13 protein-coding genes are annotated in these 13,410 nt (G+C 72.6%); 5 read left to right on the forward strand and 8 right to left on the reverse strand.

The genetic code is table 11. The features are described from left to right. The first annotated feature begins 17 nt into the window (after positions 1 to 17). Positions 18 to 704 (forward strand): PhzF family phenazine biosynthesis protein, encoded by a 687-nt coding sequence (locus tag GA0115234_RS19135; RefSeq protein ID WP_370804529.1) that lies wholly within the window; start codon positions 18 to 20, stop codon positions 702 to 704. Positions 705 to 751: 47 nt separating this feature from the next. On the opposite strand, the gene GA0115234_RS19140 is transcribed toward GA0115234_RS19135, so the two are convergent. Continuing rightward, positions 752 to 1,414 carry a biliverdin-producing heme oxygenase gene (locus GA0115234_RS19140; protein WP_093543200.1) on the reverse strand — a complete coding sequence of 221 codons (663 nt, stop codon included), beginning with the start codon at positions 1,412 to 1,414 and terminating at the stop codon, positions 752 to 754. Between the two features lie 264 nt (positions 1,415 to 1,678). Next, positions 1,679 to 2,536, reverse strand: coding sequence for a type I methionyl aminopeptidase (gene map, locus GA0115234_RS19145; protein ID WP_093543202.1), 858 nt, complete (start codon positions 2,534 to 2,536; stop codon positions 1,679 to 1,681). A 58-nt stretch (positions 2,537 to 2,594) separates the two neighbouring features. Between map and GA0115234_RS19150 the strand changes: the two genes are divergently transcribed. After that, complete coding sequence (locus GA0115234_RS19150; protein WP_093543204.1) at positions 2,595 to 2,825, forward strand: hypothetical protein; 231 nt, start codon at positions 2,595 to 2,597, stop codon at positions 2,823 to 2,825. A 42-nt stretch (positions 2,826 to 2,867) separates the two neighbouring features. On the opposite strand, the gene GA0115234_RS19155 is transcribed toward GA0115234_RS19150, so the two are convergent. Next, complete coding sequence (locus GA0115234_RS19155; RefSeq protein WP_093543206.1) at positions 2,868 to 4,169, reverse strand: MFS transporter; 1,302 nt, start codon at positions 4,167 to 4,169, stop codon at positions 2,868 to 2,870. A 72-nt stretch (positions 4,170 to 4,241) separates the two neighbouring features. Further along, positions 4,242 to 4,844 (reverse strand): hypothetical protein, encoded by a 603-nt coding sequence (locus GA0115234_RS19160; RefSeq protein WP_093543207.1) that lies wholly within the window; start codon positions 4,842 to 4,844, stop codon positions 4,242 to 4,244. A gap of 119 nt (positions 4,845 to 4,963) precedes the next feature. On the opposite strand from GA0115234_RS19160, the gene npdG reads away from it, so the two are divergent. Together npdG and GA0115234_RS42350 are read left to right on the forward strand one after the other, a co-directional pair. Next, positions 4,964 to 5,674: an NADPH-dependent F420 reductase gene (gene npdG, locus GA0115234_RS19165; RefSeq protein WP_093543209.1), complete on the forward strand. Its 711-nt coding sequence runs from the start codon at positions 4,964 to 4,966 to the stop codon at positions 5,672 to 5,674. Positions 5,675 to 5,805: 131 nt separating this feature from the next. Further along, positions 5,806 to 5,979, forward strand: a complete 174-nt coding sequence (locus GA0115234_RS42350; protein ID WP_176729203.1) for a hypothetical protein — start codon at positions 5,806 to 5,808, stop codon at positions 5,977 to 5,979. 42 nt (positions 5,980 to 6,021) lie between these two features. Here GA0115234_RS42350 and GA0115234_RS19170 read toward each other — a convergent pair whose 3' ends face one another. Next, positions 6,022 to 6,828, reverse strand: coding sequence for a site-2 protease family protein (locus GA0115234_RS19170; RefSeq protein WP_093543211.1), 807 nt, complete (start codon positions 6,826 to 6,828; stop codon positions 6,022 to 6,024). A 205-nt stretch (positions 6,829 to 7,033) separates the two neighbouring features. Between GA0115234_RS19170 and GA0115234_RS19175 the strand changes: the two genes are divergently transcribed. Continuing rightward, complete coding sequence (locus GA0115234_RS19175; protein ID WP_093543213.1) at positions 7,034 to 10,336, forward strand: BTAD domain-containing putative transcriptional regulator; 3,303 nt, start codon at positions 7,034 to 7,036, stop codon at positions 10,334 to 10,336. A 10-nt stretch (positions 10,337 to 10,346) separates the two neighbouring features. Here GA0115234_RS19175 and GA0115234_RS19180 read toward each other — a convergent pair whose 3' ends face one another. The 3 genes from GA0115234_RS19180 to panB all read right to left on the reverse strand — a co-directional run bounded on the left by GA0115234_RS19180 (position 10,347) and on the right by panB (position 13,222). Then, positions 10,347 to 11,201, reverse strand: a complete 855-nt coding sequence (locus GA0115234_RS19180; RefSeq protein ID WP_093543215.1) for an ABC transporter permease — start codon at positions 11,199 to 11,201, stop codon at positions 10,347 to 10,349. Beyond that, a complete protein-coding gene (locus tag GA0115234_RS19185; RefSeq protein WP_093543217.1) occupies positions 11,198 to 12,220 on the reverse strand; it encodes an ATP-binding cassette domain-containing protein in 1,023 nt (340 codons plus the stop codon). Before GA0115234_RS19185 ends, GA0115234_RS19180 begins: the two co-directional genes overlap by 4 nt. Positions 12,221 to 12,334: 114 nt before the next feature. Continuing rightward, entirely contained in the window at positions 12,335 to 13,222 is an 888-nt protein-coding gene (gene panB, locus GA0115234_RS19190) for a 3-methyl-2-oxobutanoate hydroxymethyltransferase (RefSeq protein WP_093543219.1), read from the reverse strand. Between the last annotated feature and the right edge of the window lie 188 nt (positions 13,223 to 13,410).

Raw genomic sequence — 13,410 nt, forward strand, 5'->3', positions numbered from 1 at the left:
GTGCTTGAATGCCCCCTGTGAGCGAGAGCGACTTCGACGTAACCGCCGGCATCGACGTACTGCGCGTGTTCTGCGGCCCCGACGGCCGGCACGGCAACGCCCTCGGCGTGGTGCGCGACGGCCGGGCCCACCCGGACCGGGCGTCCCGGCAGGCGCTGGCCGCCAGGCTGGGCTTCAGCGAGACGGTGTTCGTCGACGACCCCGAGCGCGGACACGTCGAGATCTACACCCCGGGGCTCCGCCTCCCGTTCGCCGGGCATCCGCTCGTCGGCGCGGCCTGGCTGCTCGACCTGGAGGTCCTGGAGCTGCCGGTCGGGGAGGTCTTCGCCCGTCAGGACGGCGAGTTCACCTGGATCACCGCCCGCCCCGAGTGGGCGCCCCCGCGCACGCTGGAGCGGTACGGCTCCGCCGCCGAGGTCGAGGCGCTCACCGGGCCGCCCCCGGGGGAGGGCTGGCTGTACGTATGGGCCTGGGAGGACGAGGCGGCCGGCCGGGTCAGGGCGCGGGCGTTCCCCCGGCGCGACGACGGCATCGTGGAGGACGAGGCGACGGGGGCGGCGGCGCTGCTGCTCAGCGCGGAGCTGGGGCGCGCCCTCAACATCACGCAAGGACGCGGCTCCCAGATCCTCACCGCTCCCGCGCCCGACGGCACGGTGGAGGTCGGGGGCCGCGTGTCACTCGCCGCCGTCCGCGCCCGGCGCTGACGCGGGGTGACCGGTGGACCGGTCACCCCGCTGCGCCGCGCAAGGCGTCACGCGCTGAGCGGGAACACCTCGCCCAGCTCCCGGAAGACCGCCGTGTTCAGCGCGAACGCGCGCTTGCACTCGTCGACGATCCGCTGCTTCTCCAGGTCGTCCGCGTCCACCGCGTCCAGCAGCTCGCGGTAACCCCGCTTGAACGAGGCGGGGTTGGCTATCTCCTCGAAGACGTAGAACCGGACCCCGTCGCCCTTGCGCGCGAAGCCCCAGGCCTTCTCCGCCCGGTCACGGATGATCTGGCCGCCGGAGAGGTCGCCGAGGTAGCGGGTGTAGTGGTGCGCGACATAACCGGCCGGCCAGTCGCGGGCGCACTCGGCGACCCGGGCGGCGTACGCGGCCGTGGCGGGCAGCGGCTCCAAGCCCTCGCGCCAGTCCGCACCCCGCAGATGGGCCAGATCGCGCTCCAGCTGGGCGGTGCGCAGCAGTTCGCGCCGGATGAAGGGACCGGCGACCGGGTCGTCGTGCAGGGCCTGCACCCCTTCCTCCAGGGCGCGGTACACGAACCACAGCTGCTCGGTGTAGCGCGTGTACGCGTCCACTCCGAGCCGCCCTCCCAGCAGGTCGCTCATGAAGGTCGAGGTCTCCGCCTCGGTGTGCTGCTCGTGCGACGCGGTGCGGATGAGCGTCGAGAAGGGAGTGGTGGCGGTTGCGTCCAAGGCGGGCCTCCGGGGACCGAGGGGGACGGGATGTCCGGAAAGAGACGGAAATATCGGCAGCGACCGCGGGGACCGCGGAGGCTGTCGACCACCTCGATCCTCCTACTTAGGCTTACCTAAGTCAATTGCTTCCCGACGCTCTGTCGGTAAAAACGATACGCCTGCTTCCGTCTCCGCGCGGGGCAGTGGGGGTGACGGTGGGTACGCGAAAGCGGCCGCCCGGTGGGCGGCCGCTTTCGGGGAGGAACTGCTCGGGGGCGCGGGCTACGGGAGCGTCAGGATCTCGGCGCCCGTCTCCGTCACCACCAGCGTGTGCTCGAACTGCGCGGTGCGCTTGCGGTCCTTCGTCACCACGGTCCAGCCGTCGTCCCACATGTCGTAGTCATGGCTGCCCAGCGTCAGCATCGGCTCGATGGTGAACGTCATCCCGGGCTGCATCACGGTGGTCGCGTGCGGGCTGTCGTAGTGCGGGACGATCAGGCCGGAGTGGAACGAGGTGCTGATCCCGTGCCCGGTGAAGTCCCGCACCACGCCGTAGCCGAAGCGCTTGGCGTACGACTCGATGACCCGCCCGATCACATTGATCTGCCGCCCCGGCCGGACCGCCTTGATGGCCCGGTTCAGCGACTCCTCGGTGCGCTCCACCAGCAGCCGGGACTCCTCGTCCACGTCGCCGCAGAGGTACGTGGCGTTGTTGTCGCCGTGCACACCGTTGATGTACGCCGTGACATCGAGGTTCACGATGTCGCCGTCGCGCAGCACCGTGGAGTCCGGGATGCCGTGGCAGATCACCTCGTTGAGCGAGGTGCAGAGCGACTTGGGGAACCCGCGGTAGCCGAGCGTCGACGGGTACGCGCCGTGGTCGCACATGAACTCATGGGCGATTCGGTCGAGTTCGTCCGTGGTGACGCCGGGGGCGATGTGCTTCGCGGCCTCCGCCATCGCCTGCGCGGCGATCCGGCCGGCGATGCGCATCCGCTCGACCGTGTCGGAGTCCTGGACCTCCGGACCGGTGTACGGGGTGGGTCCCGGCTTGCCCACGTATTCGGGGCGCCGGATCTTTCCGGGCACGGAGCGGACGGGAGTGATCTCCCCGGGTACGAGCAGCGACTGGCCAGACATGTCAGCGAGTCTAACCAGCGCGCTTGGGGCAGCATGGCCCCGAGGGAAGGAGCCGCTGATGGCCCTGTTCAAGAAGCGCACGGTCGGCAAGCCGGGCGAGTGGTACTACTGCCTGGAACATCACAAGGTCGAGGAGGGCCCCGAGTGCCCGGCCAAGGACCGTTTCGGGCCGTACACCTCCCGTGAGGAGGCGCAGCACGCCATGGACACCGCCAAGGAGCGGAACCTGGAGTGGGAGAACGACCCCAAGTGGCACGACGGGGGCACACCGCGCGACCCGGAGGAGTGACCGGGGGCGCGGCACCGGGCCCCCGCCCCGGGGGCCCGCTCCTCAGGCGGCGGACGGCCGGGACTCCCTGGCCTCCCGCCTGCGCAGCGCGTCCTCGTCCGTCGCGGAGTCGTAGGTGAGCAGCTTCGGGAGCGCTGCCGTGAGCAGCGCGACCGAGGCCACACAGGCCACGCCCCCGCTCCAGATCGCCGCCCTGGTCCCCGTCCAGCCCGCCATCGCACCGGCCCGCACCTGACCCAGCTGCGGGCCGACGCTGTACGAGAGCACCTCGATGCCCGCCAGCCGGCCTCGCAGTTCCTCCGGGATCGTCTGGTTCCAGATCGTGGAGCGGCCCAGGCCGCTGAGCATGTCGCCCGCGCCCGCCACCGCCAGGCAGACCAGCACCAGCCACACATTGCCGAACCACCCGGCCGCCGCGATCGCCAGCCCCCAGACCGCGGCCCCGAACACCACGAACAGCCCGTGCCGCCGCACCCGCGACGTCCAGCCGCTGGTCAGCCCCAGCACCAGCGAGCCGACCGAGTCCGCGGCGTACATCAGGCCCAGCGACCAGTCGGCGCCCAGGTCGTCCGCCAGGAACGGGAAGATGGCGTTCGGGAAGGCGAAGAACATCGCGGCCATGTCGACCGCGTACGTCCCCAGCAGCACCGGCCGGCTCCAGGCGTACTTCGCGCCCTCCACGATGCCGCGCAGCGACGGTTTCGTGTTGTCCCGGGCGGGCGGCGCGGGCGCCAGACGCAGACACAGGAGCACGGAGGCGGCGAAGGTGGCCACCGTGACCGTGTACGCCGTGGCGTGCCCGGCGTAGGCGACCACCAGCCCCGCCACCGCCGGGCCGGTGATCGCGCCGAACTGCCAGCGCAACGAGTTCAGCGCGGCGGCCGCGGTCAGCTGCTCGTGCGGCACGATCCGGGCCATCAGGGAGTCCAGCGCGGGCCGCTGGAGCCCGGAGAGCGCGGAGACCCCGGCCGCCACCAGATAGAGCGGCCAGAGCAGCGGGGTGGGCAGCGCCGCGTTGACCAGGAGCACCAGGGCGAGCAGCCCCAGCCCCGCCTCGGTGCCCAGGATCACCTTCCGGCGGTCCACGGCGTCCGCGAGCGCCCCGCCGTACAGGCCGAAGACGATCAGCGGCACCAGCTCGACCGCGCCCATCACGCCGACGGCCAGCGGCGAACCCGTCAGCTCCTTGATCTGGAGCGGCAGCGCGATCATCGCCATGAAGCTGCCGAAGTACGTCACCAGGCCCTGGACCCACAGCAGCCGGAAATCGGCGGAGGAGCGCAGGGGCGAGAGGTCGGGCAGCAGGGCGGCCAGCCGGGCGGCCGGGGACGGAGCAGTGGTCACAGAGGGCCATGTTCCGGCGCCGCCGGGTGGAGCCGCAACGCAATATTCCGCACCGTCACCGGCCCCGCACCGTCACCAGCGGGCCGGGGGCGGCGCCGTCAGCTGATCGGCCAGCCGGGACAGCCGGTCCCGGAAGCCGCGGCGGCCGCGCGGCGCGGGGGCGCTGTTCTCCCCGGCCGCCGCGCTCACCAGATGCTGCACGGTGTCCAGGTCCACGTCGTCGGCGCCGGTCACCGCGAGCGTCTCGTGGGCCAGCCCGCACACCTCCGGGTCCCCGTCGTTCAGCGAGAGGACCGTCGCCCCGGCGCGCCGCGCGTCGTGCACCCGCTCCAGCAGCCCCGCGCCGGGCCGCTCCGGGGCCACCAGGAGCAGCGTCTCGCCCCGCCCGGCCGCCTCGATCCTGCCCAGGCCGACGGCCAGATGCGCGGGGCCGCCCGGCTCCACCCGGTGGCGCACCAGGGTGGGGGCCAGCTCCGGCAGCCCGGACCAGGTGGACTCGTCGACCAGATGGGCCGCCAGATGCCAGGGCTCGTACGCCGCCGTCCCCACCAGCAGCAGACCGCCGCCGTGCGGGACCACGGACGACCTCAGCGTTCCGGCGAACCGCCGGGTCGCGGCGGGCCACTCGGTCCCGGCGAGCACTTCACGGAGCAGGGCGACGCGTACGGCATCCATGGCCCGGCATCATGCCCCAGGACCCGTGCCCGGCACCGGGGAACGGCTCCGGACCAGCCGAACGGGGAACGAGGGGTGACCTCGGGTCCCGACCCGTGGCGGGCAGTAATGTCGGAGCCATGACTACGCATGGCAGTGACAGCGCGGCGAAGCCCCCCGCCAAGGACCCCTGGGACCTCCCCGACGTCTCCGGGCTGACCGTCGGTGTGCTCGGCGGCACCGGCCCCCAGGGACGCGGCCTCGCCTACCGGTTCGCCCGCGCCGGACAGCAGGTGATCATCGGCTCCCGGGCCGCCGACCGCGCGCGGAGCGCCGCCGAGGAGCTGGGCCACGGCGTCGAGGGCACGGACAACGCGGAGTGCGCACGCCGCAGCGACATCGTGATCGTCGCCGTGCCGTGGGACGGCCACGCCAAGACCCTGGAGTCGCTGCGCGAGGAACTCGCGGGCAAGCTCGTCGTCGACTGCGTCAACCCGCTCGGCTTCGACAAGAAGGGCGCCTACGCGCTGAAGCCCGAGGAGGGCAGCGCCGCCGAGCAGGCCGCCGCCCTGCTCCCGGAGTCCCGGGTCACCGCCGCCTTCCACCACCTCTCGGCGGTGCTGCTCCAGGACGAGGCGATCGAGGAGATCGACACCGATGTGCTGGTGCTGGGCGAGGCCCGTGCCGACACCGACCTCGTACAGGCCCTGGCGGGCCGGATCCCCGGTATGCGCGGCGTCTTCGCCGGGCGGCTGCGCAACGCGCACCAGGTCGAGTCGCTGGTCGCCAACCTGATCTCGGTCAACCGCCGCTACAAGGCCCACGCGGGGCTCCGTACCACCGACGTCTGAGCCGGACCCGCTCCCGGGCCCACCACCGCGTCCGGGCCCGAGCCGCTCCCGGGCCCACCCTGCGGCGAGCGGAAAGGGGCATGGGGGACACTGGACGGGACCGTGCACCACCCCGACAGGAGCCGCCCCTCATGCCCCGCCTCGCTCTCTACGCCATCGCCGTCTGCGTCCTGGCCGTCGTCGCGGCCGTGATCTCGTTCGTCCAGGGCAGCCTGCTCGGGATCGTGTGGGTGCTGCTGGCCGGGCTCTCGTCGAACATGGCGTGGTTCTACCTGCGCCGGCAGCGCGCGCGGACCGCGGAATGAGCCGGGGCCCCGCGGCTCCTGCGGGCCGGGACTCCGCAGCGCCTAAGGGCTGACCGCGCAGACCGGGTACTCCCCGTTCCCGTTCTCCCAGAAGCGGTACGCGGCCCGGCCGCACTCCGTCTCCAGCCCGCTCACTCCCAGGGAATCCAGCACACCGCGGACCACGTCGAAGAAGACGTGGTTGATCTCCGGGATCCACAGCACACCGAACACCGCCAACAGCCCGAACTGCGCGAACGGCTCCACCCGGCGCCGGATCCGGTACGACAGCCAGGGCTCGATCACCCCGTACCCGTCCAGCCCCGGGACCGGCAGGAAGTTCAGGATCGCCGCAGTGACCTGGAGCAGGGCCAGGAACGCCAGCGCGTACCGGAACTCCCTCGGGACGCCGCCCAGCGCGTGCAGCCAGAACGGCGCCGTGCACACCAGCGCGAACAGCACGTTCGTCAGCGGGCCCGCCGCCGAGATCAGGCTGTGCCGCCAGCGCCCGCGGATCCGTCCCCGCTCGATGAAGACGGCCCCGCCGGGCAGACCGATACCGCCCATGATCACGAACAGCACCGGCAGCACGATGCTGAGCAGGGCATGGGTGTAGGCGAGCGGATTGAGGGTGAGATACCCCTTCGCGCCGACCGAGATGTCCCCGCTGTGCAGCGCGGTACGGGCGTGCGCGTACTCGTGCAGGCAGAGCGAGACCACCCACGCCGCCGTCACGAAGACGAAGACCGCGAGTCCGTAGGGATGTCCGGTGCCCGTCCACACCGCCCATCCCGACACCGCCGCCACGGCGACGATCCCGAGGAAGACCGGGCTGATCCGCCGGTCGCTGCGGGCTGCTGCGGTGGTCATCGGCGAACTCCTGACGGGTGGCCGGAAAGGGAACGGCACGACGGGCGGCGAGAGCGACCGTACCGCCGACACGGCATAAACGTCTCGCGTCGGGGCGGTGGTTCCGTGAAGGGTGGGGGCATGACGACTCGACCCGGAGTACGGCTCACAGGGGATCGGCCGGACGTGTGTGCCCATCACCATCCCGGTCGCGGAGAATAGGCCGGTGCGCTACTGCATCCTCGGAACGACCCGGGCACTCCGCGACGACGGCACGGCCGTCCCCCTCGGCGGGGCGCGGCTGCGCGCCCTGCTCACCGTCCTCGCCCTGCGCCCCGGCCGCACCGTCCCGGCCGCCGTGCTCGTCGACGAGGTGTGGGACGGCGAGCCGCCGGCCGACGCGGTGGGCGCCCTCCAGGCGCTCGTCGGCCGGCTCCGGCGGGCCGTCGGCCATGACGCGGTGGTCTCGGCGGACAGCGGCTACCGGCTGGCCGCCGAGCCGGACGCCGTCGACCTGCACCGCTTCGAGCGGCTCGCGGGGGAGGGCGCGCGGGCGCTGGAGGAGGGCGACGCGGCGAAGGCCGGGGCCGTGCTCGACGACGCGCTCGGCCTGTGGCGCGGTCCGGTCCTGGCCGATCTGCCCGACCGCGGTGCCGCCGTCCCCCGCTGGGAGGCCCGGCGCCTGGACGCCCGCCGCAACCGCCTCCGCGCGGAACTCGCGCTCGGCCGCGCGGACGAGGCCCTGCCCGAACTGGTCGCCCTGTGCACCGAGCACCCGATGGACGAACCCCTCCAGGCGCTCCGGCTGCGGGCCCTGCGCGACGCCGGACGCACCGCGCAGGCCCTGGCCGCCTACGACGAGGTGCGCACCGTGCTCGCCGACCGCCTCGGCACCGACCCCGGACCCGAGCTGCGCGCGCTCCACGCCGAGCTGCTCCGCCAGGACCCGGTCCGCCCCGCCGCCCCGGCCGTCCCGCCCCCGCCCGCCCCCGCCGCACCAAGGGGCAACCTCCGGGCCCGGCTCACCAGCTTCGTCGGGCGCGAGGGCGAGATCGACGCCCTGCGCGAAGACCTCTCGCACGCCCGGCTGGTCACTCTCCTGGGCCCCGGAGGCGCGGGCAAGACCCGGCTCTCCCAGGAGACCGCCGAATCCGTCGCGCCCGCCTGGCCGGACGGCGTCTGGCTCGCCGAACTCGCCCCCGTCGACGACCCCGACGCGGTACCGGAGGCCGTGCTCACCGCGCTCGGCGCCCGCGAGACCGTGCTGCGCGGCGCCGGCGCCGAGGAGCTCAGGGTCGCCGAGGGAAACGCGAACGATCCCCTCGCACGCCTCACCGAGCACTGCTCCCGGCGCCGCATGCTGCTGCTCCTGGACAACTGCGAACATCTCGTCGGCGCCGCCGCCGCCCTCGCCGACCACCTGCTCGCCCACTGCCCGCACCTCACCGTGCTCGCCACCAGCCGGGAACCCCTCGGCGTACCGGGCGAGTTCGTCCGCCCCGTCGAGCCGCTGCCCGACGCGATGGCGCTGCGCCTGTTCGCCGAACGCGGCGCCGCCGCCCGGCCCGGCTTCCGGACCGACGCCGACGAGGAGACCGCGGCCGCCGCGGCGGAGATCTGCCGCCGCCTCGACGGCCTGCCGCTCGCCATCGAGCTCGCCGCCGCCCGGCTGCGGATGCTCACCCCGCGCCAGATCGCCGACCGGCTCGACGACCGGTTCCGCCTGCTCACCAGCGGGGCCCGTACCGTACTGCCCCGCCAGCAGACCCTGCGCGCCGTCGTCGACTGGTCCTGGGACCTCCTCGACGAACCCGAACGCGCGGTGCTGCGCCGGCTCTCCGTCTTCGCGGGCGGCTGCACCCTGACCGCGGCCGAGGCGGTCTGCGCGGACGGGCCGGACCAGGCGCCCGAGGCCGCCGGGCTGCTCGGCTCCCTCGTCGACAAGTCGCTGGTCGTCGCCGCACCCGCCGAGGACGGCGAGATGCGCTACCGGCTGCTGGAGACCGTCGGCGAGTACGCCGCCGCCCGGCTCGACGAGGCGGCGGAGCGGGCCCCCGTGGTCCGGCGCCACCAGGTGTTCTTCCGGGAGCTGGTCCGTACCGCGGAACCCCGGCTCCGTGGCGCCGGACAACGCTCCGCCATCGCGCTCCTCCAGCGCGAGTACGAGAACATCCGCACCGCCCTGCGCCACGCCGTCGCCGCCCGCGACGAGCAGGAGACCCTCTGCATGGTGCTCTCGCTGTGCTGGTACTGGCAGATGCGCGACCTGGTCAGCGACGCGCTGCACTGGTCCGACGCCGCCGCCACGCTGGGCCCCGACCCCTTCGCCCCGCCCGCCGAGCCCGCGCCCTCGATCCACGAACGCTGCACCGAGGCACCCCCGCCCATGGGGCCCGAGCTGCTCCAGGAGGCACGCCGCCAGGCGGGCCTGATCCGGCTGGTCAGCATGGACCACGCCGCGGAGCGGTGGACCGACGAGGCGAGCATGGCCCGGCTGCGGGTCATCGCGGACACCTACCGGGCCGGCCAGCCGCAGACCTGCCGGATCCCGGCGTCGCTCTGGTTCTTCGCGGTCATGCTCGTCGGCGAGACCGGCAGGCTGCGCGAGCTGCTGGACGAGACGGTCCGCGCCTGCCGGGACTTCGGCTACGTGTGGGAACTCGCCGCGGCCCTCCAGATGCGGGCCAACGTGCTGGCCAACCGGCCCGAGTGGGCGGGCGACGCGCGCACCGACGCCGACGAGAGCGTGGAGCTCTTCCGCCGGCTCGGTGACGACTGGGGCGTCGCCGAAGCGCTCTCGGCGCGGGGCGAGGCCCACGAGCGGCGCGGCGAGTACGCGCGCGCCGCCGAGGACTTCCAGGTCGCCATCGGCTACGCGGAGAAGCTGGGCGCACCCTCCCAGGTGGCGGTCCTGCGCACCAGATACGCGGCCGTGCTCACCGAGATGGGCCGGGGCGCCGAGGGCGAGACGATCCTGCGCGAGGTGGTCGCCGGGCGGCACGACAGCAGGTCCATCGCCCGGCTCCATCTGGCCATGTGGCTGGGACGCACCGACCGCACCGGCGAGGCGCGCGAGCAACTCGACGTGCTGCGCGGGGAGTTCCAGTCCGAGACCATGGCGATCTTCGAAGGGGTCGTGCTGGGCGCGATGGCCTGGCTGGACAACCAGGACGGGCTGTACACGGAGGCCCTGACCCTGGGGCTGGTCGCGCTGGAGCGGTCCCACGACCGGCTGTCGCAGTTGGTGGCCCCGCAGATGTCCGTCATCGGTCTCGTCTCCGTCGCCCGCTCGCTGGCCGGCATCGGCGGCGAGCGCCGGGCCACGACCGCGGCCCGGTTGCTGGGGGCCGGCCGGCCTCTGCTGCCCCCGGGCCACGTACCGACGGCGATGGAACGGGACGACTGGGCACGGGCGGAGGAACTGGCCGTCGCCGTACTGGGCCGGGCCGCCTACGAGACCGTCTACGCCGAGGGCGGCGGCCTCCGTCTGGAGGAGGCCACCGCCCTCGTGGACGCGTACCGGGAATGAACCCGCCGGGTCAGGACTTCTTGCGGAACTTGGAGACCGCGAGCGGGGCCATCACCGCGGTGATGACCACGGTCCAGCCGAGCGTCACCAGGACCGAGTGGGCGAGCGGGCCGCCCATCATCAGGGCCCGTGCGGCGTCGGCCAGGTTGGACAGCGGGTTGTAGTCGGTGAATGTCTGGAGCCAGCCGGGCATCGTCTTCGTCGGGGCGAAGATCGAGGAGCCGAACTGGAGGGGCATCAGCACCAGCATCCCCATTCCCTGAACCGCCTGGGCGGTCTTCATGGTCAGCCCGAGCAGGATGAAGATCCACATGATGGCGGCGCCGAACGCGGCCGACAGCGCGATCGCCCCGAGCAGCCCGAGCACCGACTCCTGGAGCTCCATGCCGAGCGCGAAGCCCATGGCCAGCAGGATGAGCGTGGCGACCATCATCCGGCCCAGCTCGACCACGATCTTCGCGATGAGCACCGAGGAACGGGCGATCGGCATCGTCCGGAACCGGTCCATGACGCCCTTGCGGAAGTCGTCGTTGACACCGGAACCGACCGCCATGGCGATGTTCATGCCCATCATCGCCATCAGGCCGGGTATCAGGTAGTTCAGATACTCCTGCCGGCCGCCGCCCATGCTGCCGCCGACCGATCCGCCGAAGACGTACACGAACAGCAGCGTGAAGATGATCGGCATCAGGAGCGCGTCGAACATCGACTCCGGATCCTTCTTGATCTGGAGCAGGTTGCGCCGCACCAGCGCCCCGATGTGGCGCAGATTGTTCCGCAGCCCGATCCGGCCCTCGTCGTGGACCGGCTTCGCCCGGCCGGACCCGGTGGGCGTGGACGTGGGGGTCAGAGTCGCCGTGCTCATGCCGCGACCTCCTCGGGGATCGTGTCGGTGGCGGAAGCGGACTTCTCACCGGTGATGGCCAGGAACACCTCGTCCAGGCTGGGCAGTGCGGTGGCGACGTGCGCCAGCGGGAAGCCCCGGGTGCCGAGCAGACCGATGACGGACGTCAGCTGCTCGTCGCTGAGGATCGGGACGTACAGCAGCCCCTCGTCCGGGACGGCCTGAGCTCCCGCGACACCGTCCAGACCGGCCTCCCTGATGGCCTGCGCCATCGCGGCCAGCTGGGCCGGGTCCGAGGGCCGGAGCTGGAGGGTGCGGCCGCCGACCTTCGCCTTCAGCTCGTCGACCCCGCCGCGGGCGATGATCTTTCCCTTGTCGATGACGGTCAGCTCGTTGGCGAGCTGCTCGGCCTCTTCCATGTACTGGGTGGTGAGCAGCACGGTCGCCCCCTCCGCGACCATCCGCTGCACCTCGTCCCAGACCTCGTTGCGGGTCCGGGGGTCCAGCCCCGTCGTCGGCTCGTCCAGGTACAGGACGGCCGGGCTGCCGATCATCGAGGCGGCCAGGTCGAGCCGGCGCCGCATGCCGCCGGAGTAGTCCATCGCGGCCTTCCGGGCCGCTTCGGTGAGCGAGAAGCGCTCCAGCAGCTCGTCCGCGCGGGCCCGCGCGGTCTTGCGGGGCAGATCGAGCAGCCGCCCGATCATGTAGAGGTTCTCCCAGCCGGAGAGCTTCTCGTCGACCGAGGCGTACTGCCCGGTCAGGCCGATGGTCCGGCGCAGCTGCCGGGGCTGCTTCACCACGTCGTAACCCGCCACGGTGGCATGTCCGGCGTCGGGGACGATCAGGGTGGAGAGGCAGCGTACGAGGGTGGTCTTCCCGGCGCCGTTGGGGCCGAGCACACCGAGCACGGTGCCTTCGCGGACATCGAGGTCCACGCCGTCCAGAGCCTTGGTCGAGCCGTAGTGCTTGACCAGCCCCCGGACCTCTACGGCGTTCGCGCCGCTCCTGGGGTTCTTGTCGATTCGCGTCATGCGGACCATCAGACCAGCCGCCACCGACAACCCACCGACAGCGGGCCGACAGCCCGCCGATGGGGGATGTCGGCGGGCTGCCGGTGGTGCGGGCAGTGGCTCAGATGGAACGAACCGGTGGAGCTAGTGGAAGGTGTGCTCGGCGGCCGGGAAGGCGCCGCCCACGACCTCTTCCGCGAACTCCTTCGCCGCGTCGCCCAGCACCTTGCGCAGGTCGGCGTACTGCTTGGTGAAGCGCGGCACCTTGCCGCCGGTCAGCCCGACCATGTCGGTGTAGACCAGCACCTGGGCATCGGTGTCGGGACCGGCGCCGATGCCGATGGTCGGGATGTGCAGGGTGCGGGTGACCTCGGCGGCCAGCTCGGCCGGTACGAGCTCCAGCACGACGGCGAACGCGCCCGCGTCCTGCACGGCCTTGGCGTCGCGCAGCATCTGCTGGGCGGCCTCCTCGCCGCGGCCCTGCACCCGGTAGCCCATCGCGTTGACGGACTGCGGGGTCAGGCCGATGTGGGCCATCACCGGGATACCGGCGTCGACGAGCAGCTTGATCTGTTCGTGACTGCGCTCGCCGCCCTCCAGCTTGACCGCGCCGACGCCCGACTCCTTGATCAGCCGGGTGGCGTTGCGCAGGGCCTGGACGGGGCCCTCCTGGTACGCCCCGAAGGGCAGGTCCGCGACGATCAGGGCACGACTGGTGCCCCGTACGACCGCTGCGGAGAGGATCGCGATCTCGTCCATCGTGACGGGCACGGTGGTCTCGTAACCGAGATGGCAGTTGCCCATGGAGTCGCCGACGAGCATGACCGGGATCCCGGCCTCGTCGAAGACGGACGCGGTCATCGCGTCGTAGGCGGTGAGCATGGGCCACTTCTCGCCGCGCTCGGTGGCGGCGGCGATGTCATGGATGGAGATACGGCGGGTGCTCTTGCCTCCGTACAGCGCCTTGCTGCTGTCGGTGCGGGTGCCCGCGGGGGGTGTTGCGGACTGATTCTGCGCAGCCTGAAGCGACATTGCCAACGGCTCCTTCGTCATCTCGAGGCGCCCTGACGGCGTCCCCGGACCGGTTCCATGGTGGCATCCCGCCGCGGTCCACGGGAAGTGGGTCCGCACATGCGGGTGCGGACAGGGCCGGAAGGCGTCCGCGGCCGGGCAATGCGGAGCGGTTGGGTACTTCCCGAACGTGGCGGCCGGGTATTTCC

Source organism: Streptomyces sp. DvalAA-43, from assembly GCF_900091725.1.
GTDB lineage: Bacteria > Actinomycetota > Actinomycetes > Streptomycetales > Streptomycetaceae > Streptomyces > Streptomyces pulveraceus.

Bases quoted from the DNA above. Each gene is read 5' to 3' on its own strand.
- map (WP_093543202.1), bottom strand. From the start codon at position 2,536: ATGTCTGGCCAGTCGCTGCTCGTACCCGGGGAGATCACTCCCGTCCGC.
- GA0115234_RS19150 (WP_093543204.1), top strand. From the start codon at position 2,595: ATGGCCCTGTTCAAGAAGCGCACGGTCGGCAAGCCGGGCGAGTGGTAC.
- GA0115234_RS19160 (WP_093543207.1), bottom strand. From the start codon at position 4,844: ATGGATGCCGTACGCGTCGCCCTGCTCCGTGAAGTGCTCGCCGGGACC.
- npdG (WP_093543209.1), top strand. From the start codon at position 4,964: ATGACTACGCATGGCAGTGACAGCGCGGCGAAGCCCCCCGCCAAGGAC.
- GA0115234_RS42350 (WP_176729203.1), top strand. From the start codon at position 5,806: ATGCCCCGCCTCGCTCTCTACGCCATCGCCGTCTGCGTCCTGGCCGTC.
- GA0115234_RS19170 (WP_093543211.1), bottom strand. From the start codon at position 6,828: ATGACCACCGCAGCAGCCCGCAGCGACCGGCGGATCAGCCCGGTCTTC.
- GA0115234_RS19180 (WP_093543215.1), bottom strand. From the start codon at position 11,201: ATGAGCACGGCGACTCTGACCCCCACGTCCACGCCCACCGGGTCCGGC.
- GA0115234_RS19185 (WP_093543217.1), bottom strand. From the start codon at position 12,220: ATGGTCCGCATGACGCGAATCGACAAGAACCCCAGGAGCGGCGCGAAC.
- panB (WP_093543219.1), bottom strand. From the start codon at position 13,222: ATGTCGCTTCAGGCTGCGCAGAATCAGTCCGCAACACCCCCCGCGGGC.